Below are 25,746 nucleotides of genomic sequence, written 5' to 3' on the forward strand. Positions count from 1 at the left end.
AACAACAAGAGGAGGCGAACCGGTATGAGCGTCAAGCAGACATATCAATGGATGGAAAAGGCGGCATCCGTAAATGATCTGGCCCCGCATCTTTTGCCGCTTTTTTCAGGGGCCGATAAGAAAGAGTGGAAGCCAATACTCGGGATGCTGCAAAACCACGGCATGTTCCGCCATTTGAAGGACGGCGTTAGGACCAGTAAACGGCTGAAAGAAAAAGGATGCTACAGCCATATTCAAAAGGAGGAAGCTTATTTAAAGGAGAAGTGGAACGGGCCGGACGTGCCGATCGTAGTTTTGCCCGTCGATGAACGAAACCGGAAAATCCGTCAGGAATTCGGATCAAAATCCGGTCTGGCCTTTCGGGACAAAATGTTCCTCTTTCTATCGTCGGATAGTTCCAATTCAGCTGTATCCGCCCTTATGACACATGAATATAATCACGTCTGCCGGTTAGAGCATGTGACAAAGGACGAAAAAGACGAGACATTTCTTGATACAATCATGATGGAGGGGCTGGCAGAATATGCTGTATATGAGCGGTTCGGCTCAAGTCTTACGGCGGAATGGACGTCCTACTATACGCCTGAGCAGCTTGATTTTCTGTTTGAAAAAAGAGTCAAGCCGAACCTCCGCTTAACGAGAGACAGCAGAATGTTTTCCCAGCTGTTATACGGAAAAGGATACTTCCCCTCAATGCTCGGCTATGCCGTCGGATTCAATATAGTAAAAAAATATTTAACCGACCATCAAAAAACAGTAAAAGAAGCATTGGCCATCCCTTCAAAAACCTTTCTGGAGGCAACGCTTTAATAGATTAAAAGAATGGAAATTATTTAAGGATATTACATTTATCCTAAAAAATTCTTGCTTTTGTAATAATGATGTAATAATATACAACTATAAAATTTTTCGACTATTCTATATTTTGTGATAGCGAAACGTATGTTTCCCTCTGCTTCAGCGGAATGAGAAAGGGGCGTATCATGAGCACACTATTAGAAGTGAATAATTTAAAGACCTATTTTTTCAGAAAGAAACAGCCGATCCCCGCAGTCGACGGGGTTGATTTTCACATTAACAAAGGCGAAACCGTCGCTCTTGTAGGAGAATCCGGCTCGGGCAAAAGCATCACCTCGCTTTCTATTATGGGACTTGTCCAAAGCTCGGGCGGAAAAATTATGGACGGCTCGATTAAGCTTGAAGGCAGGGACCTGGCCTCCTTCACCGAAAACGAATATTGCAAAATCCGCGGAAATGACGTCTCTATGATCTTTCAGGAGCCCATGACTTCCCTGAACCCGGTGCTGACCATCGGCGAACAAATTACCGAAGTGCTTGAATACCATAAAAAAATGAATAAAAGAGAAGCGTCCAAAAAAGCCGTTGAGCTTCTGGAACTCGTCGGATTCTCCAGAGCGGAACAAGTAATGAAAGAATATCCGCACCGTCTTTCCGGAGGGATGAGACAGAGGGTGATGATCGCCATCGCGCTCAGCTGCAATCCGAAGCTTCTGATCGCTGATGAGCCGACGACGGCGCTTGATGTGACGATACAAGCCCAAGTATTGGAGCTGATGAAAGACCTCTGCAAAAAATTCGATACTTCCATTCTGCTGATCACTCACGATTTAGGTGTGGTTTCCGAAGCCGCCGACAGGGTGATCGTGATGTACTGCGGACAAGTCGTAGAGAGCGCGAGTGTGGAGGACTTATTTTTAAACCCTCTTCATCCGTATACCGAGGGGCTGTTAAACTCCATACCGGTGATAGATGGAGAGATTGATACATTAAAAGCGATCAAAGGCAGTGTCCCGACACCGGATAATCTTCCGGAAGGCTGCCGATTCGCCCCGAGGTGTTCAAAAGCGATGGACAAATGCAAAACAGGGCAGCCGGAGCTGATAACGCATGAAAGCGGCCGTTCTGTAAGATGTTTTTTATATGAGGAAGAGGGTGCCCAATCAAAATGACAGCTGCAGGCCAAGAAACGATTTTAGAGCTGAAAGACGTAAAAAAATATTTCCCGATCCGCTCCGGTTTTTTTCAAAGGAAAGTCGGTGATATAAAGGCTGTTGACGGTGTTTCTTTTTCACTGAAGCGCGGGGAGACGCTCGGCATCGTCGGTGAATCAGGATGCGGCAAATCAACGGCGGGAAGGACGATGATCCGTTTATACAAGCCGACAGACGGCCGGATTCTTTTTAAGGGTCAGGATATCTCCGGCTTATCTGAAGAAAAGCTGAGAAAAAGCGTCCGCAAAAACATCCAGATGGTCTTCCAAGATCCCTTCGCATCCCTTAACCCGAGGAAAACGCTGCGTTCCATTATTAAAGAGCCGTTCCAGACTCACCATATGTACAGCATGAGCGAGCGGAACGAGCGAGTGGAGGAGCTGCTGGCGAAAGTCGGCCTTCATCCGAGCTTTGCAAACCGCTATCCGCACGAATTTTCCGGAGGGCAGCGCCAGCGGATCGGGATTGCGCGGGCTCTGACGTTGAATCCCGAGCTGATTATTGCGGATGAACCCGTTTCCGCACTCGATGTCTCCATTCAGGCCCAGGTCATCAATCTGATGGAAGAACTGCAGGATGAATTCAACCTGACCTATTTGTTTATTTCTCATGATTTGAGTGTTGTCCGCCATATCAGCGACAGAGTCGGCGTCATGTATCTGGGAAAAATGATGGAGCTGACCGATAAACACGAGCTGTACGGCAATCCGCTTCACCCTTATACGCAAGCGCTTTTGTCTTCAGTGCCCGTCACGAGAAAAAAAGACGCCGTCAAGCGGGAACGAATCATCCTGAAAGGAGAACTGCCAAGCCCGGCAAACCCGCCGAAAGGCTGCGTGTTCCACACGCGGTGCCCGATGGCCAAACCGATCTGCAAGGAACAAATCCCGGCATTTGAAGAAGCCGCTCCCGGCCATTACGTCGCTTGCCATTTATATGCCTGAAATGACAAGCATCGAGAGGGGGTATGCCGGATTACATAACCAGTTTGCTGCATATATATCACAAAGGGGGAATTGATATGAAATTACGTAAAAGCGCACTGATGATGCTAAGTGTTTTTATGGCGTTTGCCATCTTCCTGTCAGCCTGCTCCGGCTCAAAATCCACAAGCACCGAATCCAAACCGGCAGGAAAACCGCAAAAAGGCGGAGATTTGGTTGTCGGGTCAACCGGGGAACCCACACTTTTTAATCCACTTTATTCTACCGATGTTGCAAGTTCTGATATTGAAGGAATGCTTTACAGCACATTATTGGAAACTGATGAGAAATTAAACGTCAAGCCGTCGCTGGCTGAAAAAGTAACAGAAGCTGACGGGGGATTAACGTATGATGTAAAACTGAAAAAAGGCGTTAAATTCCATGATGGAAAAGAACTGACGGCCGATGATGTTGTTTTCACCTACAGCATCCCTCTTAACAAAGATTACAACGGTGAGCGTGGCTCGGGTTTTGAGTCCCTTAAATCCGTAACGAAAAAAGGAAAATATGAAATTCAGTTTAAAATGAAGAAAAAAGATGCCTATTTCTATAATGTCGTTCTCGACAGTTACGGCATTTTGCCAAAACATATATTGGGTAAGGTCCCGGTTGCAGATCTGGGAGAGAATGAATTTAACCGTAAAAATCCAATCGGTTCCGGTCCGTTTAAGTTTGTTGAGTGGAAAAAGGGCGAGTATGTCAAACTGGAAGCAAATGATGATTACTTTGGCGGCAGACCTTACCTTGATTCAGTGACAGTAAAAACAATACCTGATTCTAACGCGGCCGTGGCCCAGTTAAAAGCGGGGGATATTGATTTCTTCGTTGTGCCGGGCACAGATTTTGATACGGTTAAAACGTTTGGAAATGTGAAGGTCAAATCTGACCTTGGTTTAAACTACAGCTATATCGGCTGGAATGAGAAAAAAGAGATCTTTAAAGACAAAAAAGTGCGTCAGGCATTGACTTACGCTCTTGACAGGCAGGCAATGGTGGATCAAGTGCTGAACGGAGACGGTAAGGTAGCGGATGTTCCTGAGAGTCCGCTGTCATGGAATTATCCGAAGTCTAAAGTGCCGACATTTGATTATAATCCGAAAAAAGCAAAGCAGCTGCTAAAAGAAGCCGGATGGGAAGACCATGACGGTGACGGCTACCTTGATAAAGACGGAAAAAAATTCTCATTTGAAATTAAAACGAATCAAGGCAATAAAATTCGTGAAGATTTAGCTGTTGTCGTTCAGCAGCAATTAAAAGAAGTTGGAATCGAGGCTAAACCGCGAATTGTTGAATTCAGTGCGTTAATCGAACAGACAAGTGCCCCTAATTGGGATTATGACGCTCTTCTTCTCGGATGGAGTCTTGCAACGTTCCCGGATCAGTTCTCTATCTTCCATTCAAGCCAATCGAAAAACGGGCTGAATAATATCTGGTATAAAAACCCGAAAGTCGATAAGCTGCTTGAAGAAGCGAAGACAATTACAGACAGAAAAGAATACCAAAAGAAATATGAAGAGATATACAAATTGATTGCTGAAGATCAGCCGTACAGCTTCTTATTCTATTACAATTACCACAGAGCGATGCCGAATAATTTACAAGGCTATGTATTCCACCCTAAAAATGACTTGTACAATATTGAAAAATGGTGGCTGGATCAAAAATAGCAAAAGCCCTGGAGAGGGAAGGAGGTTCCTTTCCTCTCTTATCCTATTTAAAAAGGGGACAAGAACATGGTTACATATATTTTACGGCGAACATTAATGTCCTTGCCGATTCTCTTAGGCATTACAATTTTGTCGTTTGCCATCATGAAAGCAGCGCCGGGAGACCCGATGTCACTTATGATGGACCCTACAATCAGTCAAGCGGACAGGGCAAAATTCATTGAAAAATACGGGTTGAATGATCCGGAACCTGTTCAATATGTGAAATGGCTGGGGAATATGCTGCAAGGGGATTTCGGGACTTCTATCGTCAAGAAAGGCACTCCAGTTTCTGAACTTATCTTATCCCGCTTACCGAATACGATTGTGCTTATGCTTTTCTCAACCCTTGTCGCTCTTCTTATTTCTATTCCATTTGGTGTTCTGTCAGCGAAACGTCCTTATTCAAAATTGGATTACGGGATAACTGTTACTTCATTTTTAGGGCTTGCCATTCCGAATTTTTGGTTCGGTTTGATTTTAATCATGGTTTTATCTGTAAATCTGGGGTGGTTTCCCACTGGCGGAGTAAGCACTTTGAATGCTGACTTTAACATATTTGACCGATTGCATCACTTGATTCTGCCTGCTTTTGTGCTCGCCACGGCAGACATGGCAGGGATAACGAGATACACAAGATCCAGTATGCTTGATGTGTTAAAACAGGATTATATACGAACGGCGCGTGCGAAAGGATTCCGAGATAATAAAGTGATCTTTAAACACGGTTTGAGAAACGGACTTCTTCCTGTCATCACTATTTTTGGTCTGATGATACCGTCATTTATCGGGGGAGCGGTAGTGGTAGAACAGATTTTTACTTGGCCGGGTCTCGGCAAATTGTTTATTGATTCAGCCTTTTCGCGGGATTATCCGGTTATCATGGCCATGACGGTCATTTCAGCTGTTTTGGTTGTGGTGGGGAATTTAATTGCGGACATCTTATATGCGCTGGTTGATCCCCGCATTGAATATTAACAAAGAGAGGTGAGAGGTCAAATGTTACAGCCAAATACCGGCACACCCCCCAGCGAAGTAAAATTAAAGGAAAATATTCAATCCAAACCGGAAACAATGACGAAGATTTTTTTCGAAAAGTTCTTTCAAAATAAACTAGCTGTAATCGGAGCCGTTATATTAACCATCATCATCTTGTCAGCCTTATTCGCTTCGGTAATCGCTCCTTACTCTCCGGAGAGTCAATCTCTTATCAATCGTTTGAAGCCGCCGAGCTTAAAACATCTAATGGGAACTGATAAATTCGGAAGAGACATCTTTACGAGAGTTCTGTACGGGGCGCGCGTCTCCTTGCTTGTCGGATTCGCTTCTGTGATCGGCGCGATTACAATCGGGACAGTTGTCGGAGCCGTTGCCGGATATTTTAAAGGGATTGTCGATGCCGTTCTCATGAGAACCGTTGATATTGTATTATCCATACCTGATATATTTTTGCTTATTACACTTGTTACGATTTTTCAGCCCGGAATGGATAAATTAATTTTAATTTTCTCCCTTACAGGCTGGACAACAACGGCACGCCTTGTGCGAGGGGAGTTTTTATCGCTTCGTTCCAGAGAATTTGTACTGGCTGCAAAGACGATCGGTACAAAAAATCATCATATTATTTTTTCTCATATATTGCCGAATGCGCTTGGGCCGATTATTGTCTCGGCCACATTAAAGGTCGGAACGGTTATTTTGGCAGAATCTACATTGAGTTATCTCGGTTTCGGGATTCAGCCGCCGATCGCAAGCTGGGGCAATATGCTTCAGGATGCACAGAACTTTACGCTTATGATTCAGGCTTGGTGGTACCCGTTATTCCCAGGTTTGTTGATCCTTCTTACCGTATTGTGCTTTAACTTTGTCGGAGACGGGCTGCGTGATGCGCTTGATCCGAAAAATGTGAAATGATCTCCCGGACGGAACGGGAGATTTTTTTGTTGCAATGCAGTCAGAAATCCAGTTCCGTATTGCGGAAATCTCATATCGAAATGGAATAATTTATCTATCCCTTGCCTATACTGTGGACAACAGTTTTTATAAAGTGAGGGGTCGAATATGTTATTTCTTCATGATGTATGGGTCAATTGGTTTGAAGGGGAAGAAAACGGCTACAATGTATGCCATTTTCACGAATGGCGGAAGGAAGACACGGTTGAGCTTTTGGATCAGACGCCGCTGCTCAGAGTGCCGTCGGTATTATTTCATTACATAGAAAACGACTTATCGGAGCTTCCGAAAGAACTGCTTGACCAAGTCCACCAGAAGTCATACGTTCGAAAAAATCATGAGCGGACAAAGCTGGAGTATTGTTTTGTCGTGACAGACGGGATCGGCATCATTGCCGTGGATACGATCGGGTATACGATTCCGGTCAGAAAGAGCCGCCTGATTCCGAGACAGGAGCAGCTTGTTTATGAAATGGTAAAGGATGTAGAACCGGAATCGTTTCAATTTGAGCCGGCGCAATTGGAGTCTTCAAAGGAATATCACATTTTGTCATTGGCGCCGGAGCATGTCAGAGGGCTGACGAGAAAAGAGCGGCAGATCAAGCAGCTGATGTTTATGGCGCTCGACCAGCTGAAAGGGCTGAAAAACCGTGCGGAAATTGTGTATTGGTACACGGAATGGAATCCGCATATGTACGAGCAGATCAAACGGATGAGCTTTGAAGAGATTTGGGACATGCTTTACAATGAAACAATTGAAGGCTGGTCAGATAAACATCTTGCGTTCTGTGAAAATTTGATTAAAGGGCAGCCGTTTTTCGAAAAGCTTTGGGAAATGGAGCAGGAATCAAAAGTGAACTAAAAAAGAGGCGGGGATTCTCCCGCCTCTTTTCTTTATCTTCTTTTCCGTCCGAGACCCATGGCGTTTTCCATTTTCTTCACCATTTTGCCGGCCGTTTTGTTTGCGCGCGCCGCTCCTTCGTCGAGAATGCGGTCAAGCTCGTCGCTCTCAATTAATTCACGGTAGCGCTCTTGGATCGGTGTCAATGCGCCGATAACGACTTCGGCTAAATCGCTTTTGAATTCACCGTACCCTTTGCCTTCATATTTAGCTTCTAATTCTTCAATTGATGTGTTTCCTAAAATAGAATAGATCGTCAAAAGATTAGAAACGCCCGGTTTGTTTTCTTTATCATACTTTACAATTCCTTCAGAATCAGTCACGGCGCTCTTGATTTTCTTCTCGAGCTGCTTCGGCTCATCAAGCAGCGTGATGTATGCCTTTTGGTTCGGATCTGATTTGCTCATTTTTTTGAGCGGATCAGCCAGTGACATGATGCGCGCGCCTGATTCAGGAATTTTCACCTCAGGAATCGTGAAGATGTCATTGTATTTTTTATTGAAGCGTTCCGCCAGGTTGCGGGTCAGTTCAAGATGCTGTTTTTGATCTTCTCCGACCGGAACAAGATCCGTTCCGTACAGTAAAATATCGCCGGCCATCAGCGGCGGATAGGTTAACAGTCCTGACACGACGGCTTCTTTGCCCTTTGACTTATCTTTAAATTGCGTCATCCGCTCAAGCTCGCCGATATATGCGACGCATTGGAGCATCCACCCCGCCTGGGCATGAGCGGGAACCTCCGACTGGATAAAGAGGGTCGCTTTCTCGGGATCAAGTCCGACGGCCACGTAAAGAGCCGCGAGATTGCGAATGTTCTTCCGCAGCTCAAGCCGATCCTGCGGAACCGTAATCGCATGCTGATCGACAATACAGAAGTAGCCGTTGTAGTCATGCTGCAAATCAACAAATTGCTTCATTGCGCCGATGTAGTTGCCGAGGGTAACGGAACCGCTCGGCTGAATGCCTGAAAAAATCGTTTTCTTCATAGTTCTTACCTCATTTCTTAAAACATAATAAAAAAAGCCCATTCTTCCCGTAGAAAAAAGGGACGAATGAACCGTGGTGCCACCCTGATTATTCCATTACAATGGAATCGCTCGAGACGTTGGTAACGGAGGCTGCTCCGGCTGGGCCTACTAACGTTCGGTCAGCTGCTCAGAAGTCCATTCCACATCGCCCGTTACCTGCTCCCAGCACCGCAGACTCTCTTCAAACGGGTGAAAATGTGTACTACTCTTCATCATCGCAATCACAACAAATGTATTTGATTGATCTATTATAAATCAATTATAGCCAAATGTCATCAGAGGAATACAAGCTTATTTCCAGTTTGCTTAAGGGCTGGAAATCCTCAAAAAGAACTGAAAATGCTTAAATGATAACGCATATCAACATTTCGTATAACGAATATTATATGTAAAAAGCAATATGAACTGGAAATTGCAATAAAAAAATTTAGTTAGGTCATGCTTTAAACTATAGAAGTGTATCACCTTTTTGACAGAAAAACTGACCAAATTTAAATATTTTAAATTGAGAAAATAGTATTGCAATAAATTATTCATTTCATTATAATGAACTTGTTCACTCTATTGTTACAGCTTCTTTACATAAAATAATCAGAAAAGACGGAACACAATTAAAGTTTAGAAAAATATTAAGTTATTTTGTCTGATATTTCTGAGTATTTAGTAGTAAAGGCTGAAAAATTTGATTAGGGGGTTAGTGCATGAAAAAGCGTTGGTCTATTGTAGGTTTGATGCTTATCTTCTCGCTTGTATTAAGTGCGTGCGGCGGATTCAGCGGCGGATCAGGCGGCGGTAAAAAAGACACCAAAGGACAGACTTCACTTAATATCAATATTAAAACCGAGCCGTTCTCACTGCATCCTGGTTTAGCGAATGATTCCGTTTCAGGAGGCGTAATCCGCCAGACTTTTGAAGGATTGACACGCGTAAACTCCAAAGGTGAGCCTGAAGAAGGAATGGCATCTAAAATTGAAACAAGCAAAGACGGAAAGACCTATACATTTACGATTCGTGACGGTGCGAAATGGTCTAACGGCGACCCTGTGACGGCGCAGGATTTTGAATATGCGTGGAAATGGGCGCTTGACCCGAACAACGAATCACAATACGCTTATCAGCTCTACTACATCAAAGGCGCTGAAGCTGCCAATACAGGAAAAGGCAAGATTGATGATGTAGGCGTAAAAGCCGTAAATGACAAAACATTAAAGGTTGAACTGAATAACCCGACACCTTATTTCACGCAATTAACTTCATTCTATACGTATATGCCGATCAACAAGAAAATCGCGGAAAAACATAAAAACTGGAACACAAACGCGGGCGAAAATTATGTGTCAAACGGCCCGTTCAAAATGACGGCCTGGAAACACAGCGGTTCCATCACGCTCGAAAAGAACGATCAATATTGGGATAAAGACGCTGTGAAATTGAAGAAAATCAACATGGTGATGATTAACAATAACAACACCGAACTGAAAAAATTCCAGGCCGGTGAGCTTGACTGGGCAGGAATGCCGCTCGGCCAGCTTCCGACTGAATCTCTGCCGACATTGAAAAAAGACGGATCTCTTCACGTTGAACCGATCGCAGGCGTGTATTGGTACAAATTCAACACAGAAGCGAAACCGCTGAACAATGTCAACATCCGTAAAGCCCTTGCTTATGCGATCGACCGCTCGTCCATCGTAAAAAATGTAACGCAGGGCGAACAGATCCCGGCCATGGCTGCGGTGCCGCCGTCAATGAAGGGATTCAAGGATAACACAAAAGGTTATTTCAAAGACAATGACGTCAAATCAGCTAAAGAATTCTTAAATAAAGGACTGAAGGAATTAGGCGTCAAGAATGCCTCTGACCTTCCGGCGATCAAACTGTCCTACAATACGGATGACGCGCATGCGAAAATCGCGCAGGCCGTACAGGAAATGTGGAAAAAGAACTTGGGCGTCAAAGTTGAGCTTGATAACTCCGAATGGAATGTTTACATCGACAAGCTGCACAGCCAGAATTACCAAATCGGGCGTATGGGCTGGCTCGGCGATTTCAACGATCCGATCAACTTCCTAGAATTGTTCCGTGATAAAGAAGGCGGAAACAATGATACCGGATGGGAAGATCCTGAGTTTAAAAAGCTGCTGAACCAATCTCAGCTTGAAACGGATCCGGATAAACGTATCGAAGAGCTGAAAAAAGCAGAAAAGATCTTTATTGACGCAATGCCGGTCGCGCCAGTTTATTTCTATACGGATCCTTGGGTGCAGGATAAAAACCTCAAAAATGTGATCTTGACAGGAACAGGCGAAGTTTACTTCAGAAATGCTTCTTTTGAATAAAAGACGGTTCTGAAAACAAAAGACCCAAGGTATATGGGGAGGATGTCCCCATATACCTTTCTTACTGATTAAGTATAAAATTGTAAAAAACATGGAGGTGTTCACCTTGCTGAAATATATCGGTAAACGATTCATTTACATGATCATCACGCTGTTTGTGATTGTGACCGCCACATTCTTCTTAATGCAGGCAGCGCCGGGCGGACCATTTTCCGGCGAAAGAAAGCTGCCGCCTGAAATTGAGGCAAACTTAAACGAACACTATGGCCTGGACAAGCCTCTTTTCGTTCAATATGTCAGCTACTTAAAATCTGTGGCGATGTGGGACTTCGGACCTTCTTTTAAATATAAAGGCCAAAGTGTTAATGATTTAATCAATTCAGGCTTCCCCGTCTCATTCACTCTCGGTGCAGAAGCTATTCTCCTCGCTTTAGCGTTCGGTGTGCTTTTCGGGGTGCTTGCTGCCCTGTACCATAATAAATGGCAGGATTATACCATTGCGATTTTAACGATCTTTGGGATCTCAGTTCCGAGCTTTATATTGGCGACGATTTTGCAATATATTTTCTCAATTAAATTAGAACTGTTCCCGGTCGCAGGGTGGGAATCCTGGGCATACACCTTTCTGCCCTCTATTGCGCTCGCTTCCATGCCGATGGCGTTCATTGCCAGACTCTCCCGTTCAAGCATGATTGAAGTGTTAAACAGCGATTACATACGGACTGCAAAAGCTAAAGGACTTTCCCGTCCGTCAGTCACCGTGCGCCATGCGCTGCGAAACGCGCTTTTGCCGGTCGTGACATATATGGGGCCGATGGCGGCATCCATTTTAACGGGAAGTTTCATCATTGAATCCATTTTCGGAATTCCCGGTTTAGGCGCGCATTTTGTAAACAGCATTACAAACCGTGATTATACGGTCATTATGGGAGTTACCGTGTTCTTCAGCGTGCTCCTGCTTTTATGCGTATTAATTGTAGACGTGCTGTACGGATTAATCGATCCGAGAATCAAGCTTTCCAAAGCAAAGAAAGGAGCCTAGACCATGCAGAACATTCCTAAAAATATGTTTGAACCAGCTTCAGCTAATGCCGGCGATGCCGAAAAAATAAATAAAAAAAGCCTTTCCCTCTGGAAAGACGCCATGCTCCGCTTCCGCAGCAATAAGCTTGCGATGGTCGGGTTCGTACTGATCGTTCTTATTATTCTGATGGCGATTTTTGCGCCTGTCTTTTCAAGGTATGATTATGCCACTACCAATCTATTAAATGCGGATAAAGCGCCGTCGAAAGATCATTGGTTCGGCACGGATGACCTTGGAAGGGATATATTCGTCCGGACATGGGTGGGCGCGAGGATTTCCATCTTTATCGGTGTCGCAGCTGCCGTGCTTGATTTATTAATCGGCGTAATCTGGGGCAGCATTTCCGGATTCCGCGGCGGACGCACAGATGAAGTGATGATGCGCATCGCCGACATTCTGTGGGCTGTTCCTTCATTATTAATGGTTATTTTGCTGATGGTTGTTCTGCCGAAAGGATTGCTGACCATTATCGTCGCCATGACGATCACGGGCTGGATCAATATGGCGAGGATCGTCCGCGGACAGGTGCTGCAATTAAAGAATCAGGAGTATGTGCTTGCTTCACAGACACTCGGCGCCAAAACCGGCCGGCTTTTGTTTAAGCATATCGTCCCGAACGCGATGGGCTCTATCCTCGTAACGATGACACTGACGGTTCCGACGGCGATTTTTACAGAAGCGTTTTTAAGTTATTTGGGCCTCGGCGTACCTGCGCCGCTTGCGAGCTGGGGAACGATGGCCTCAGACGGATTGCCTGCATTAACCTATTACCCTTGGCGTCTGTTTTTCCCTGCCGGTTTTATCTGCTTGGCGATGTTCGGTTTTAACGTTGTCGGCGACGGGTTAAGAGACGCGCTGGATCCTAAGTTACGCAAATAAGGAGTGATATGAGTGACACGCTTGCTAGAAGTAAAAGACTTAGCCATTTCATTTAAAACATACGGCGGAGAGGTACAGGCAATCCGCGGCGTGAATTTTCATTTGAATAAAGGAGAGACGCTTGCGATCGTGGGGGAGTCAGGTTCCGGAAAAAGTGTGACCTCCCAAGCGATTATGAAGCTGATCCCGATGCCGCCGGGCTACTTTAAAAGAGGACAGATTCTTTTTGACGGACGCGATATCGTGCCGATGTCCGAAAAAGAAATGCAGGCCATCAGAGGAAAGGACATCGGGATGATTTTCCAAGATCCGATGACCTCTCTGAACCCGACGATGAGAGTCGGCAAACAAATTACGGAAGTGCTTTTCAAACATGAAAAAATCTCAAGTGAAGCCGCGAAAAAGCGCGCCATAGAGCTGCTTGATCTCGTCGGGATTCCGATGCCCGAAAAACGGATCGGCCAATTCCCCCATGAATTTTCAGGCGGGATGAGACAGCGTGTCGTCATCGCGATGGCGCTTGCGGCAAATCCGAAACTGTTAATTGCCGATGAACCGACAACAGCGCTTGATGTGACGATTCAGGCACAGATCCTTGAGCTGATGAAAGATCTGCAAAAGAAAATTGATACGTCTATCATTTTTATCACGCATGATCTCGGCGTTGTCGCCAATGTCGCCGACCGGGTCGCCGTCATGTACGCGGGTCAGGTCGTCGAATCGGGCACGGTGGATGAAATCTTTTATGATCCGCGCCATCCGTATACGTGGGGACTGCTTGCCTCAATGCCTAGCCTGGACAGCACCGATCAGGAAAAACTGACGGCTATCCCGGGCACGCCGCCTGATCTGACGAATCCTCCGAAAGGGGATGCATTTGCGCTCCGCAGCTCATATGCGATGAAAATTGACTTTGAACAGGAACCGCCGATGTATAAAGTGTCTGATACGCATTTCGTGAAATCGTGGCTTCTGCATCCTGATGCGCCTAAGGTCGAGCCCCCTGAAGCGGTGAAGGCTAAAATCCGTCAGCTTCCGAATACGTATCAGCATCCTGTTTTAATGAAGGAAGGTGAAAAAAATGACTGAGAAGCTTCTCGAAATCAAACACTTAAAACAGCATTTTTTCACGCAGAAAGGAACGGTAAAAGCCGTAGATGATTTGTCATTTGATATTTATAAAGGCGAAACGCTCGGCCTTGTCGGAGAATCAGGCTGCGGTAAATCAACGACGGGCCGCAGCATTATCCGGCTGTATGAGGCAACCGGCGGGGAAGTTCTCTTTAACGGGGAAAATGTCCACGGGAAAAAATCCCGCAAGAAGCTGCTGGAGTTTAACCGGAAAATGCAGATGATTTTCCAGGATCCGTACGCATCTTTAAATCCGAGAATGACAGTCGCCGACATTATTGCCGAGGGAATAGATATTCACCGCCTGGCAAAAACGAAAAAAGAGCGGATGCAGCGGGTTCACGAACTGCTGGAAACGGTCGGTTTAAATAAAGAGCACGCCAACCGCTACCCGCATGAATTTTCGGGCGGACAGCGCCAGCGTATCGGAATCGCCAGAGCGCTGGCGGTTGATCCGGAGTTTATCATCGCGGACGAACCGATTTCGGCGCTTGATGTCTCCATTCAGGCGCAAGTCGTCAATTTAATGAAAGAATTGCAGAAAGAAAAAGGGCTCACTTACCTGTTTATCGCCCATGATTTATCAATGGTCAAATACATCAGCGATCGCATCGGCGTCATGTATTTCGGAAAATTGGTGGAGCTTGCGCCGGCGGATGAGCTTTACGAAAACCCGCTTCACCCATACACGAAATCATTGCTGTCCGCTATCCCGCTCCCTGATCCGGACTATGAAAGAAATCGCACGCGAAAGAAATACGATCCGTCCATTCATCAGCTGCAAGACGGAGAAAAGATGGAATTCAGAGAAGTGAAACCGGGACATTTTGTCATGTGCACAGAAGATGAATTTAAAACCTATCTATAAACGTATCATCCTCCAAGACTCAGTCTTGGAGGATTTTTTTGCGCACATTCAAGTTTATTAAGCCTGCTTCCGTTTTTCTATAATGGAAAAAAAGGGGGAGATCAGTATGAAAACCATTTTGTGCGTCATTTGTGCGGGACTGTTTATCAGTGCAGCCGCTTATCCGGCACACGCCGCTGCGAAAGAGGAGCAGCCGCTTGTAAAAATAGCGCTGGCCGAAAAAGAACTGCCGAAATCAAATGCACGGTTCGCTTATCCGTCAGGGCTGCATTTTTCACATCCTGATAAGGTGCGGGGCATTTACGTCACAGGGCATTCAGCGGGAGGAAGCAAATTCGGAGAGCTGACAGACTTTGTGGACAAAACGGAGCTCAATACAATGGTGATTGATGTCAAGGACGACAACGGAAACCTCACCTTTAAGCCGGACGGCCATTCTGAGTATGCCAAAATCGCCAAGCCGTACATCAAAGACCCAAAAAAGATGATGAAAAAGCTGGAGGAAAAAAAGATCTATCCGATCGCGCGTATTGTCGTATTTAAAGACAGCGAACTCGCGAACAAAAAGCCGGAGTGGTCCTTTAAAGAAAAAAACGGAAGTGTCTGGAAAAACGGCCGCGGCGAATCGTTCGTCAATCCGTTTATGAAAGAAGTATGGGATTACAATGTAAAGATTGCAAAACAAGCCGTAAAGATGGGTTTTCAAGAAATTCAATTTGATTATGTCCGTTTTCCTGAAGGATTTGAAAAACGTGATGACGAACTGACATACGGACACGGCGATTACGGAAAAACAGCAGACAGCAATGTGCAAAAACGCGTTCACGCCGTCACCGATTTTGTCGGTTATGCGAAGAAAAAACTCAAGCCGTACGGCGCGGATGTGTCGGTTGATATTTTCGGCTATTCAGCCACGCTGCCGGAAGCGCCTGGGATCGGCCAGAATTTCAGCAAAATTTCAGAACAGGTCGATGTCATTTCATCCATGATTTATCCGAGCCATTGGACAAGCTATTTCGGCATTGATAAACCGGATCTTGAGCCTTACAAAGTCGTCAAAGAATACGCGAAGGTGGAACATAAAAAACTGTCTAAGCTGAAACACCCGCCTGTATCGCGTCCGTGGCTTCAGGACTTCACGGCATCATATCTCGGCAGCGGAAATTATCAAAAGTACGGAAAACGCCAGGTGGAAGACCAGGTTAAAGCGCTGCATGATGAAGGAATTGACGAATTTTTATTGTGGGACGCGGCAAACCGCTATACCAAAAACGTCGATTACACACCATTTAAAAAAAATTGAAACCATGTTAAAGGATCACACGTCTTAATAGATGTAAGATTGTTTAAACAATCGGAAATGGGGTATATCTAAAAGTGTGAAGACAACGAACCCATAAGGAGCAAATGAATGAACTGGTACGAAAAGCTGAGTGAATATTTTCCGATTGAAGAAATGAAATCAAAAGCGCATATGGAAGCTCTGTTAAAGGAGCAAAGCGATGTTTATCATAAAGAAGAGGGGCAGTACCACGTGCTGATGTATGCGGAATTTGACTCTTTCATCTTTATTGATTACCTGTTTGTGTCAAAGAAATCCAGAGGACAAGGCCTCGGAAGCAAGCTGATCGGCAGGCTGAAAAAGAAAAACAAGCCGATTCTGCTTGAGGTGGAGCCTGTTGACGAGGATGACACGGATACACAGAAACGCTTGCGTTTTTATCAAAGAGAGCATTTCAAGCACGCGCAGTCAATCGGGTATCGGCGCCGGTCATTGGCTACGAATGAAGTGAACAAAATGGAGATTCTGTACTGGTCACCTAAGACGGAATCAGAAGAAGAAATGTTTGAAGCAATGAAACAGACATATGAAAACATTCACACTTATAAAGATGAAAAATGGTACGGAGAATCATACGAAAAAACGGATGAAGTTCTCAAAGTCATTGATGAGAAAAAACGAAAAAACATTTTCGATCAGCTGAGCTAATTGAGAATGGGGAAACATCCGCCAGCCGTAAATTTGCCGGATTGACACATTTTTTTCTCAGGAGACTGTTCACACTTACTTTTTTATAGTATAATACCTATAAAGATTCCTTTTTTAAAGTCATTTCAATTTGAGAATACAAACATGTTCATCCTACTAATTAGAGGAGTGAAGATTAATGGTTACATTATACACATCACCTAGCTGTACGTCATGCAGAAAAGCAAGAGCTTGGCTTGAAGAGCACGAGATTCCGTTTGTAGAGAGAAACATTTTCTCCGAGCCGTTATCAATTGATGAGATCAAGCAGATTCTGCGTATGACTGAAGACGGTACGGATGAAATTATCTCTACCCGTTCTAAAGTATTCCAGAAACTGAACGTAAATGTTGAATCTATGCCGCTTCAAGACTTATATACTTTGATCAATGAGCATCCGGGACTGCTCCGCCGTCCGATCATCATTGATGAAAAACGTCTGCAAGTCGGCTATAACGAAGATGAAATCAGACGATTCCTGCCAAGAAAAGTGCGTTCTTTCCAATTAAGAGAAGCACAGCGTCTTGCCAACTGATATAAGCTTACGATAAGCATGGAAAAAGCCCAAAACCATCGCGGTTTGGGCTTTTTGTTATTTTTCGGTCTGCTGGTAAATCATACTGGCGAGGATAACAAATACGACGGTCAAAATCGGCAGCATCATTTGTATAATGCCGTGTTCTGCCATGAAAAATGACAGCTTGCTGTCTCCGGCAATCATTTCACCGCCGGTAAATGCGAGAAGACCGCTTCCGGCGTACATCAATAAAGGCATTTTGTCCATGGCGGCATGAACGAGCTTGCTGCCCCAAATGATAATCGGCACCGAGATGAAGAGACCGATCACTACAAGTGTCAGGTCACCGTGAGAAGCGCCGGCTACTGCGATGACATTGTCAAGCGACATAAAGATATCAGCCAGAACGATTGTGCGGATGGCTTTCCAAAGAGAAGAACTGCTTTTCACATGCTGCGCATCTTTCTTCTCAATCAGAAGCTGATAGCCGAGATACAATAAAAATACCCCGCCTGCGCATTGCAAAAAAGGAACATTCAATAAATAGACCGCAGCGCTCGTCAGAACGATTCTCAAGACGACTGCGATAAACGTTCCGAAGATGATCGCTTGCTGTCTTTGTTTATGGGCCAGATTCCGGCTGGCCATCGCGATGACGACGGCATTGTCACCGCCGAGAATAAGGTCAATTCCGATAATGAGCAGAAGGGACAGCAGGTAATCGTGCGGCATGGTAACACCTCGCTTATAGATCGATTGCTTGTACAGCTAATATATGAAGCGGTGCGCTATTTATGATGGGAACCGGGAGAAAGCCTGTTTTTCGGTGTGAAAATGCTTTTTTATTTCTTTTATAACTGTTTTATCATAAAATAGAAATATAAAGAATTTGCGCTGTCTTCTATAAGGTTAAGATGTGGACGGAATGGGTAAAGTGTAGTAAAGTACTATTCATCGGGAGCTTAGATGTCCCTTCAACATCTTATAAAGAAGGGAAGGTTGGCAAAATGGAAATAGAAAGAATTAATGAGCATACTGTAAAATTTTATATGTCTTATGGTGATATTGAAGATCGCGGTTTTGACAGGGAAGAAATCTGGTACAATCGCGAGCGCAGTGAAGAACTGTTCTGGGAAGTCATGGATGAAGTGCATGATGAAGAGGAATTCGCTGTCGAGGGTCCTCTTTGGATTCAGGTTCAGGCATTGGACAAAGGACTGGAAATAATCGTAACAAAAGCCCAGCTTTCCAAGGACGGACAAAAACTCGAACTGCCGATCCCGGAAGATAAAAAACAAGAGCCGGCAGATGAAAATCTCGATGCTTTACTTGATGATTTCCAGAAAGAAGAGCAGGCCGAGAGCCGGGAAGATAAGGAGCAAAAGCTTCAGTTCACTTTGCGGTTCGATGATTTTGAGGATCTCATCTCGCTATCAAAATTGAATCTTAACGGAATCAAAACGACCCTGTATTCGTTTGAAGACCGATATTATTTATATGCAGATTTTTATGAGCAAACTGATGAAGAGGTTGAAAATCAGCTAAGCATCCTGTTGGAGTACGCGCACGAATCATCAGTCAGCATTCACCGTCTTGAAGAATACGGCAAATTGGTGATCGCTGATCATGCGTTATATACAATAAAAAAACACTTTGCATCATAACAAACCGATTTCTCTCAGCAGAAATCGGTTTTTTTTGTTCTGAATGACAGGATGAGCGGATGAAAACCGTATAACGGCTCTCATCCGCAAACAGGATTATATCTTCTTCCTGCTGAATATAACAAGATTCAGGAAAGGAGAAGATGCAACATGTTCAGTGCTGTGACTGCCGACGGACGGCTCATTCAGCTGGCCGGAAGCTATTCAAAGGAAAAAGCGGCGGAGCTGAGAAAGAAACGCTGGTTCTGCCCCGTTTGCGAAAGTGAGCTTGATATCAAACTGGGACGGGAGAAACTGCCGCACTTCGCTCATAAAAAAAGCAGGCTGTGTCCGGGGGAATCCGAACCTGAAAGCGAATACCATCTGGAAGGAAAAAGGCAGCTTTTTCTCTGGTTAAAGACACAAGGGTGCAGCGTCAGCCTGGAACCGTATCTGACTTCCGCGGGACAGCGGCCTGACTTGACGGCGGAAAGCGGAGAAGAGAGGCTGGCTTTTGAATTTCAATGTGCGAACCTTTCGGCGGACTCTTTAAAGAGCCGGACGGCAGGCCTGAAAAACGCCGGGTACCGGCCGGTCTGGATCATCGGAGCAAAACGGTTAAAACGGATGGCCGCGCAATTTTTCCGGCTTTCTGCTTTTCACTGGCAGTTCTTTGAAGTCCATTCATTTTCCTCCTTACTGTTTTACTGCCCCGACGCCCGCTCCTTTTACAGGCTGCATTCCATCACTCCGTTTTACACCGGCTATTCTTATGCCGGCTTAACCGCAATCCCTCTTCACAAAGCAAACCTGAAAGACATTTGTCATCCGGAAGGGCGGCACAGCGTCAGACTTCCCTCGTGGGGACGTGCCGTAGCCGGCTTCCGCAGCAAAAGCGGGCGGTTTTTATCTGAAGAGGCCGGTCTTATCCGGCGTCTTTTTTACGAAAGACATCAGGTTGCATTTCCATTTCTCCCCTCTGAAGTGTTTATTCCCGTTTCAGCGGGCTTTGTGTTTGCAAGTCCCGTTTTTGTGTGGCAGGGCCATTTATACTTGCGGCTTGCGGAACTTTCTAAAAAAGGCGCGCCGATCCGAATATCCGGCATGGTTCATGATTTACGGCAGAAAATCAGGCGTAAGGAGATCCGGATGCGGTATGGTTCACAAGATAGCCTTATCAGAATGGCGGTAAAACAATATGCTGATTTCTTATGCTTGCAGGATTTTTTAAGGGAAATTGAGAATGAAGTATATATGCCCTCATCTCAACGGAAGCTCCCTCAAACGGCAGAAGAGCTGCGCCGGCGGGATCTGCTCTTTTTTGGGGAATGAGAATGCTTCATTTCGTTCACCCTAACGTCAAGGTGGTGGCGAATGTGAGGGGCGTACAAGCAGTTTGTTTTCGTTTTTTCACTGTATTATTGGTATGCTCGGTCTTATATGCCGCATATGATTTGACAAAAGGCAGTGAAAAGCCGGAAGATAATCACAACACAAGTTTTTGGAGAAACAATCGTTTTTTCAATTGGCTTGAAGTAAAGAAAACGAGGGGGATCACCATGACTGAGGAAAATAAAGCAGCACAGCTGCCTGACAGAAGTGAAGTAAAGGCAGAGCATACATGGAGACTAGAGGATATTTTTCCTAGTGATGAGGCCTGGAATAAAGAATTTCAAGCAGTTAAAGAATTAATCCCGAATTTATCTTCTTTTAAAGGCACGCTTGCTCATTCGGCTGATAATTTATACGCGGCGCTTACGGCACAGGATGAAGTGACGAACCGCCTTGGGAAACTTTATGCATACGCGCATATGCGCTCAGACCAGGATACGGGAAATTCTTTCTACCAAGGGCTGAACGACAAAGCCGCAAGCCTGTATTCCCAGGCTGCCAGCGCGACTGCTTACATTGAACCGGAAATTCTGGCGATTCAGGAGGACAAGCTGCACCAGTTTATTCTGGAAAAAGAGGAGCTTAAACTTTACTCCCATGCAATTGAAGAAATTACAAAACAGCGTCCGCACGTGCTGAGCGAACAAGAAGAGGCCCTGCTTGCGGAAGCCTCAGAAGCGCTGTCGTCGCCTTCCAATACATTCAGTGTTTTAAATAACGCCGATATTACGTTTCCGTCGATTAAAGATGAAAACGGCAAGGAAACTCAAATCACACACGGCAACTTTATTAATTTCCTGGAAAGCAGCAATCGTGAAGTCCGCAAAAACGCATTTGAAGCCGTATATAAAACATACGGACAGTATAAAAACACGATGGCGACTACACTCAGCGGCACTGTGAAAAAAGATAATTTTTACGCCCGTGTGAAAAAATATAAATCAGCACGGGAAGCGGCTTTATCCAATAACAGCATCCCTGAAGAAGTTTACGATAACCTTATTAAAACGATCAATAAACATCTTCCGTTATTACACCGTTACATTGACCTGCGGAAAAAGGTTCTCGGCCTTGATGAAGTCCATATTTATGACCTTTACACACCGCTTGTAAAAGATTCGGGAATGAAGGTCACATATGAGGAAGCGAAAGATTATATGCTCAAAGGACTTGCTCCGCTGGGCGAGGAATACGCGTCTATTTTAAAAGAAGGACTTGAAAACCGCTGGGTCGATATATACGAAAATAAAGGAAAACGCAGCGGTGCTTATTCGTCCGGTACATACGGCACGAATCCGTACATCTTGATGAACTGGCATGACAATGTCAATAATCTGTTTACGCTCGTTCACGAGTTCGGCCATTCCGTGCACAGCTACTATACGAGAAAATATCAGCCGTATCCGTACGGTAACTACAGCATTTTTGTCGCTGAAGTTGCTTCAACGACCAATGAAGCGCTGCTCGGTGAATATATGCTGAACAGCTTAAAGGATGAAAAACAGCGTCTGTACCTGCTCAACCACATGCTTGAAGGATTCAGAGGCACAGTGTTCAGACAGACGATGTTCGCTGAATTTGAGCATCTGATTCATACGAAAGCACAGGAAGGCGAGCCGCTAACGCCTGAACTGCTGAACGAACTTTATTATGATCTGAATAAAAAGTATTTCGGTGACAACATGGTGATTGATAAAGAAATCAGTCTGGAATGGTCAAGAATTCCGCATTTCTATTACAATTATTATGTGTATCAATATGCGACAGGCTACAGTGCGGCCCAAGCGCTGAGCAGCCAGATCTTAAAAGAAGGCAAGCCTGCGGTGGAGCGCTATACCGAATTCTTAAAAGCGGGAAGCTCGGAATATCCGATCGACATACTGAAAAAAGCGGGAGTCGATATGACATCGCCTGAACCGATCGAGGCGGCCTGCAAAATGTTTGAAGAGAAACTGAACGAAATGGAAGAGCTTCTTTCGAAAGTGAACCCTTCGTAATTCAAAAAAGCCTGTGCATAAGATGCGCAGGCTTTTTTTAAAACCCTTTAAATGTTTTTCTGTGATTCAGCCGATACAGGGCAAACAATATGGACAGAAACAGCAGGGGAGATGTAATGTAAATCGGCAGCATGTGCATCATGGCCAGCAGGTTTAAAAAGAAGAAAAACACAATCATTCCGATGATTAATACGGTGCGGAGCATTGATTTCCCTCCTTGTTTTTCATTGATATATTCTATGAAAACAAGCAGTCAGTTATGTTTTGTGACAAAAATATGAACATTAATCTTATGGCTTGTCAAAACTCGACAAGATTTGATATGATAAGGATGTGAAATTGATCACAAACAAACATTACCCCTTTGTTTGACCGTGAAAAATTTCTCCCATCCCCTTTGTTGTCGTTAAGACATATGAAACCGCGCTTATCCCGGCGCGGTTTCTTTATTTGCACAAAAAAAGCCGGCTCCGTAAGGAATCAGCTTTTTTTAATGATCACAACAGGTGACATCCTCCTGGGTGCCGGCCAGAGATTTCCAAAACAGACCGTGCTTTGCTTCCACTCTGGCGACCTTTTTGGCGAATGCCAGTTTTTTCATTTCTTTTTCAACTTCTTCTAGACTCAAATCATAAACGAGTGCGATTTCTTTCGATGCGACAAACCGGAAATATTCAATGAAACATTCCAAAGGCGGCGTTTCAGAAGGTTTTGGTTCATCCCCGAGCATTTCGAATAAGATCTCTTCGTATACGTCATAAGAATAGTTGCCGGGAACCTTCAGCCCTTCATCATCATGCAGGCTGTTAAAGAACGTCAATGTCGGGTTGACGGTGACGTCCATTTCCGCCGCGATTTTCATATCGCACTGAAGCGCTTTTACCGCGCTTTGCGAATGGAGGTCGCGCTTGAATTCTTCAACATCCAATTTCGTCTTTTCGGCAATCTCTAAAAGAACGTCTTCATCCGTAATATTCTGCTTGGAAACAAACAGGCTTTCCTGCATGCTGCGGAGAAACAGAATGCCCGCTTTTCTTCCCTGCAGTTCGGCCGCTTTTAAAGCGAGTGCGGCAAGGTAGGGCGATGAAAGAGGCTGATCCTGCTCAAGCCAAAGGCTTCCGTCACAGGGCATCCCGGAACGGTTCGCAATTTTTTCCCAAGCTTCGGCAAGGAGGTGTTTTTTCCGCTTTTGCTTATTCAGCGTTGTAATGCTCGCGGAAACTATGATCCGCAGCGTAAAAAAACGTCCGTATTTGATTTTTAATTTTTTTATGGCGGGCTCCAGCGACCAGCATTCAGGACATAAAGGGTCGACAAACATGTAAATTTCGAGCGGTTTTTTTGGATGTCCGTGGCAATGGGCGAAGTATTGCTCATGCTGATAATTCGTCAATATGATCGATCCTCCGCTTCTGACTGGTTTACCATATGCCTGGCCGTCAGTTCCAGACGCCCGTACAGAAATTCACGAATATCGCCCTCCAGCCCGACCTGATCCATCGCTTTGCTCATACAGCTTAGCCACGCATCAGCCCTCTCGTCCGTAATCGGAAAGGGGAGATGCCTTGCCCTGAGCATGGGATGTCCGTGCTCTTCAGTATAAAGAGGAGGTCCGCCCAAATACTGGGTTAAAAATTGCTTTTGTTTTCTGGCCGTTTCAGTCAAATCACTTGGAAATATCGGCTTCAGCAAGGGATGAGACGAGACACGCTCATAAAAAGTATCAACAAGTTGCGATAGAAGTTCCTCTCCAATCGCTTCATATGGTGCGTTAAACGATTGTCCCATGTTGACTACTCCTTTATATGGCTAATAGGAATCATAATTCCCATTGCGAATTTATCTTTCAGTTTTACTATCTTCAGTTACTGTATATTTTAGCAATAACATTTTATTTCTACAAACAAAGTGCCTTTCTGTCAGGCGCTTGTATTTCATATCATATCACATCGCCTTCATTCATGTGTAAGATTTCACTCCGCAAAAAAACCAGAGGGCGAAGGAAGCCTCTCTGGTTTACGCGTAATACTGTTTGGTTATGTTTTTGACATATTGCTGTGTTTCCTTAAACGGCGGAATGCCTCCGTACCGATCTACGTTGCCGGGGCCTGCGTTGTAGGCGGCTAACGCCAGAGATACATTTCCGTCGTATTTCGTGAGCATCTGCTTTAAGTACTTTGTGCCGCCCTCAGCGTTCTGGACGGGATCAAGCGGGTTTGACACCCCGAGTGATTCTGCCGTGGAAGGCATGAGCTGCATCAGTCCCATTGCCCCCGCACCGCTGACCGCTTTCGGATCAAAGCCTGATTCCTGTTTAATAACCGCGCGGATCAGCTTTTCGTCCACTCCGTATTTTTCGGCCGCTTTCTGAATGGCGCTGTCTATTGAAAAGTTTCCGGTGCTGATATCAGAAGCCGCATCCGGAGACTTTATGCCCGGGGAAGCGGTCTGTGAAGCAGCCGCGGAGCCGGATGAAACGGGAATTCTCGGTGAATATGAAGCGTGAGCGGTCCGCACACCGTTTAAAATTCCTGATTCCGGCTGCTGCCGGACGGCTGTGTCCGTATACTGGCTGAGAAGCGCGCTGAAATTTGCAAGCGGGCTTTCTGAAGATTGTCCGCCTGAAGCCGTGCTTGTATGAGAGATTGATTGCAGCGCCATTGATTGCAGCTGGAGAAGGGCCGCCCAATTCGTGATATTCACTGTGTCATTCCACCTTTTTTTGTTTCTGTTCATAAAAACGCTGGATTTTATTTTTCGTGATCCGCTCTGGGATGCCGAATTGCTTGAGCAATTGTTCAAACGCCCGTTTTCCTTCATCCCAGTCAGCAGCTTCGAATTCCAATTCAAAGTCTTCTTTCTCTAAATATCGGCTGTGATCTAAAATGATTAAGCCTTTTTCTGATTCTTTTTCCGCGCGTGCGGTCGACAGCGTTCCGAAATAGCAAATGTGTTCTGAGTTGATTCCGAGACCTTCCAGCTGACGTTTGACGGGGCCATCCGGAATCTTGAAGACGTCAAGATCAGGTGCCGCAAGCTCTTGGTGGGTTTCCAGCAGACCGACCGCGGCAGGCTCTTTTAACGTCAGAACGAACGCGCCGTCTTTTTCTCGGATGCGGAGTGCTGATTTTTTTTGTTTCAGGGAAAAATCTTCCGTGTCGAAATAATGATTGACCTGCTGTTTAAAATCATGTTCTTTCATGCAGAGTGCTTCACTCAGCTTCAGAAATTCTGATTTTGTCAGCAGGTTTTTGAATTCAATTTCTATTTCTTGGGTCATGACAGTCT

25 protein-coding genes and 1 other annotated feature are annotated in these 25,746 nt (G+C 45.1%); of the genes, 18 read left to right on the top strand and 7 right to left on the bottom strand.

The annotated features are described in order from the left end of the window. Positions 1-24: 24 nt before the first annotated feature. From ACKTRM_RS05760 to ACKTRM_RS05790, 7 genes are all read left to right on the top strand, one after another. Positions 25-810, top strand: coding sequence for a DUF2268 domain-containing protein (locus tag ACKTRM_RS05760; protein ID WP_012117278.1), 786 nt, complete (start codon positions 25-27; stop codon positions 808-810). Between the two features lie 173 nt (positions 811-983). Then, on the top strand, positions 984-1,970 hold the full coding sequence (locus ACKTRM_RS05765; protein ID WP_012117279.1) for an ABC transporter ATP-binding protein: 987 nt from the start codon (positions 984-986) through the stop codon (positions 1,968-1,970). Continuing rightward, positions 1,967-2,956 carry an ABC transporter ATP-binding protein gene (locus tag ACKTRM_RS05770; protein ID WP_003155053.1) on the top strand — a complete coding sequence of 330 codons (990 nt, stop codon included), beginning with the start codon at positions 1,967-1,969 and terminating at the stop codon, positions 2,954-2,956. The genes ACKTRM_RS05765 and ACKTRM_RS05770 overlap by 4 nt, the downstream gene beginning before the upstream one ends. A 77-nt stretch (positions 2,957-3,033) precedes the next feature. Then, positions 3,034-4,662, top strand: a complete 1,629-nt coding sequence (locus ACKTRM_RS05775; RefSeq protein WP_012117280.1) for a peptide-binding protein — start codon at positions 3,034-3,036, stop codon at positions 4,660-4,662. A 66-nt stretch (positions 4,663-4,728) separates the two neighbouring features. Beyond that, positions 4,729-5,679, top strand: a complete 951-nt coding sequence (locus ACKTRM_RS05780) for an ABC transporter permease (protein ID WP_003155051.1) — start codon at positions 4,729-4,731, stop codon at positions 5,677-5,679. Between the two features lie 21 nt (positions 5,680-5,700). Beyond that, positions 5,701-6,615, top strand: a complete 915-nt coding sequence (gene opp4C, locus ACKTRM_RS05785; protein WP_007409117.1) for an oligopeptide ABC transporter permease — start codon at positions 5,701-5,703, stop codon at positions 6,613-6,615. Positions 6,616-6,762: 147 nt separating this feature from the next. Further along, on the top strand, positions 6,763-7,515 hold the full coding sequence (locus ACKTRM_RS05790) for a YjbA family protein (protein WP_007409116.1): 753 nt from the start codon (positions 6,763-6,765) through the stop codon (positions 7,513-7,515). A gap of 32 nt (positions 7,516-7,547) precedes the next feature. Here the strand turns inward: ACKTRM_RS05790 and trpS are convergent, their stop codons facing one another. After that, a complete protein-coding gene (gene trpS, locus ACKTRM_RS05795; RefSeq protein WP_012117281.1) occupies positions 7,548-8,540 on the bottom strand; it encodes a tryptophan--tRNA ligase in 993 nt (330 codons plus the stop codon). 55 nt (positions 8,541-8,595) lie between these two features. Continuing rightward, positions 8,596-8,807: a binding site (T-box leader), on the bottom strand. 476 nt (positions 8,808-9,283) lie between these two features. On the opposite strand from trpS, the gene ACKTRM_RS05800 reads away from it, so the two are divergent. The 8 genes from ACKTRM_RS05800 (at position 9,284) to spx (ending at position 17,444) form a co-directional block, all read left to right on the top strand. Beyond that, positions 9,284-10,918, top strand: a complete 1,635-nt coding sequence (locus ACKTRM_RS05800; protein ID WP_012117282.1) for a peptide ABC transporter substrate-binding protein — start codon at positions 9,284-9,286, stop codon at positions 10,916-10,918. A gap of 106 nt (positions 10,919-11,024) precedes the next feature. Continuing rightward, positions 11,025-11,960, top strand: a complete 936-nt coding sequence (locus ACKTRM_RS05805; RefSeq protein ID WP_003155043.1) for an ABC transporter permease — start codon at positions 11,025-11,027, stop codon at positions 11,958-11,960. 3 nt (positions 11,961-11,963) lie between these two features. After that, positions 11,964-12,881, top strand: a complete 918-nt coding sequence (oppC, locus tag ACKTRM_RS05810) for an oligopeptide ABC transporter permease OppC (protein WP_007409113.1) — start codon at positions 11,964-11,966, stop codon at positions 12,879-12,881. Between the two features lie 12 nt (positions 12,882-12,893). After that, the gene (locus ACKTRM_RS05815) at positions 12,894-13,970 is read left to right on the top strand and encodes an ABC transporter ATP-binding protein (RefSeq protein WP_003155039.1); all 1,077 of its coding nucleotides are present in this window, start codon (positions 12,894-12,896) and stop codon (positions 13,968-13,970) included. After that, positions 13,963-14,880, top strand: a complete 918-nt coding sequence (gene oppF / locus ACKTRM_RS05820; protein WP_012117283.1) for an oligopeptide ABC transporter ATP-binding protein OppF — start codon at positions 13,963-13,965, stop codon at positions 14,878-14,880. The genes ACKTRM_RS05815 and oppF overlap by 8 nt, the downstream gene beginning before the upstream one ends. 106 nt (positions 14,881-14,986) lie before the next feature. Beyond that, complete coding sequence (locus ACKTRM_RS05825) at positions 14,987-16,183, top strand: putative glycoside hydrolase (RefSeq protein WP_012117284.1); 1,197 nt, start codon at positions 14,987-14,989, stop codon at positions 16,181-16,183. A 108-nt stretch (positions 16,184-16,291) separates the two neighbouring features. Then, positions 16,292-16,870 carry a GNAT family N-acetyltransferase gene (locus ACKTRM_RS05830; protein ID WP_007409110.1) on the top strand — a complete coding sequence of 193 codons (579 nt, stop codon included), beginning with the start codon at positions 16,292-16,294 and terminating at the stop codon, positions 16,868-16,870. A gap of 178 nt (positions 16,871-17,048) precedes the next feature. Then, positions 17,049-17,444, top strand: coding sequence for a transcriptional regulator Spx (gene spx, locus ACKTRM_RS05835; protein WP_003155034.1), 396 nt, complete (start codon positions 17,049-17,051; stop codon positions 17,442-17,444). A 57-nt stretch (positions 17,445-17,501) separates the two neighbouring features. Here spx and ACKTRM_RS05840 read toward each other — a convergent pair whose 3' ends face one another. Beyond that, positions 17,502-18,158 (bottom strand): TerC family protein, encoded by a 657-nt coding sequence (locus ACKTRM_RS05840; protein WP_012117285.1) that lies wholly within the window; start codon positions 18,156-18,158, stop codon positions 17,502-17,504. Between the two features lie 275 nt (positions 18,159-18,433). Between ACKTRM_RS05840 and mecA the strand changes: the two genes are divergently transcribed. The 3 genes from mecA to pepF all read left to right on the top strand — a co-directional run bounded on the left by mecA (position 18,434) and on the right by pepF (position 22,458). Continuing rightward, a complete protein-coding gene (gene mecA / locus ACKTRM_RS05845; RefSeq protein WP_003155032.1) occupies positions 18,434-19,090 on the top strand; it encodes an adaptor protein MecA in 657 nt (218 codons plus the stop codon). A 150-nt stretch (positions 19,091-19,240) separates the two neighbouring features. Then, the gene (locus ACKTRM_RS05850) at positions 19,241-20,401 is read left to right on the top strand and encodes a competence protein CoiA family protein (RefSeq protein WP_012117286.1); all 1,161 of its coding nucleotides are present in this window, start codon (positions 19,241-19,243) and stop codon (positions 20,399-20,401) included. A gap of 227 nt (positions 20,402-20,628) precedes the next feature. Then, the gene (gene pepF, locus ACKTRM_RS05855) at positions 20,629-22,458 is read left to right on the top strand and encodes an oligoendopeptidase F (protein WP_007409107.1); all 1,830 of its coding nucleotides are present in this window, start codon (positions 20,629-20,631) and stop codon (positions 22,456-22,458) included. 37 nt (positions 22,459-22,495) lie between these two features. Here pepF and ACKTRM_RS05860 read toward each other — a convergent pair whose 3' ends face one another. The 5 genes from ACKTRM_RS05860 to ACKTRM_RS05880 form a co-directional block, all read right to left on the bottom strand. After that, positions 22,496-22,663 carry a hypothetical protein gene (locus ACKTRM_RS05860; RefSeq protein WP_003155026.1) on the bottom strand — a complete coding sequence of 56 codons (168 nt, stop codon included), beginning with the start codon at positions 22,661-22,663 and terminating at the stop codon, positions 22,496-22,498. A gap of 285 nt (positions 22,664-22,948) precedes the next feature. After that, the gene (gene spxH / locus ACKTRM_RS05865) at positions 22,949-23,851 is read right to left on the bottom strand and encodes a protease adaptor protein SpxH (protein WP_012117287.1); all 903 of its coding nucleotides are present in this window, start codon (positions 23,849-23,851) and stop codon (positions 22,949-22,951) included. Continuing rightward, positions 23,848-24,246 (bottom strand): globin domain-containing protein, encoded by a 399-nt coding sequence (locus tag ACKTRM_RS05870; RefSeq protein WP_003155023.1) that lies wholly within the window; start codon positions 24,244-24,246, stop codon positions 23,848-23,850. Before ACKTRM_RS05870 ends, spxH begins: the two co-directional genes overlap by 4 nt. A 228-nt stretch (positions 24,247-24,474) precedes the next feature. Further along, complete coding sequence (locus tag ACKTRM_RS05875; RefSeq protein ID WP_012117288.1) at positions 24,475-25,161, bottom strand: lytic transglycosylase domain-containing protein; 687 nt, start codon at positions 25,159-25,161, stop codon at positions 24,475-24,477. Between the two features lie 4 nt (positions 25,162-25,165). Beyond that, on the bottom strand, positions 25,166-25,738 hold the full coding sequence (locus ACKTRM_RS05880; RefSeq protein WP_012117289.1) for a CYTH domain-containing protein: 573 nt from the start codon (positions 25,736-25,738) through the stop codon (positions 25,166-25,168). Positions 25,739-25,746 lie beyond the last annotated feature (8 nt).

Source organism: Bacillus sp. D7-8, assembly GCF_052055895.1.
GTDB classification, from domain to species: Bacteria; Bacillota; Bacilli; order Bacillales; family Bacillaceae; genus Bacillus; species Bacillus velezensis.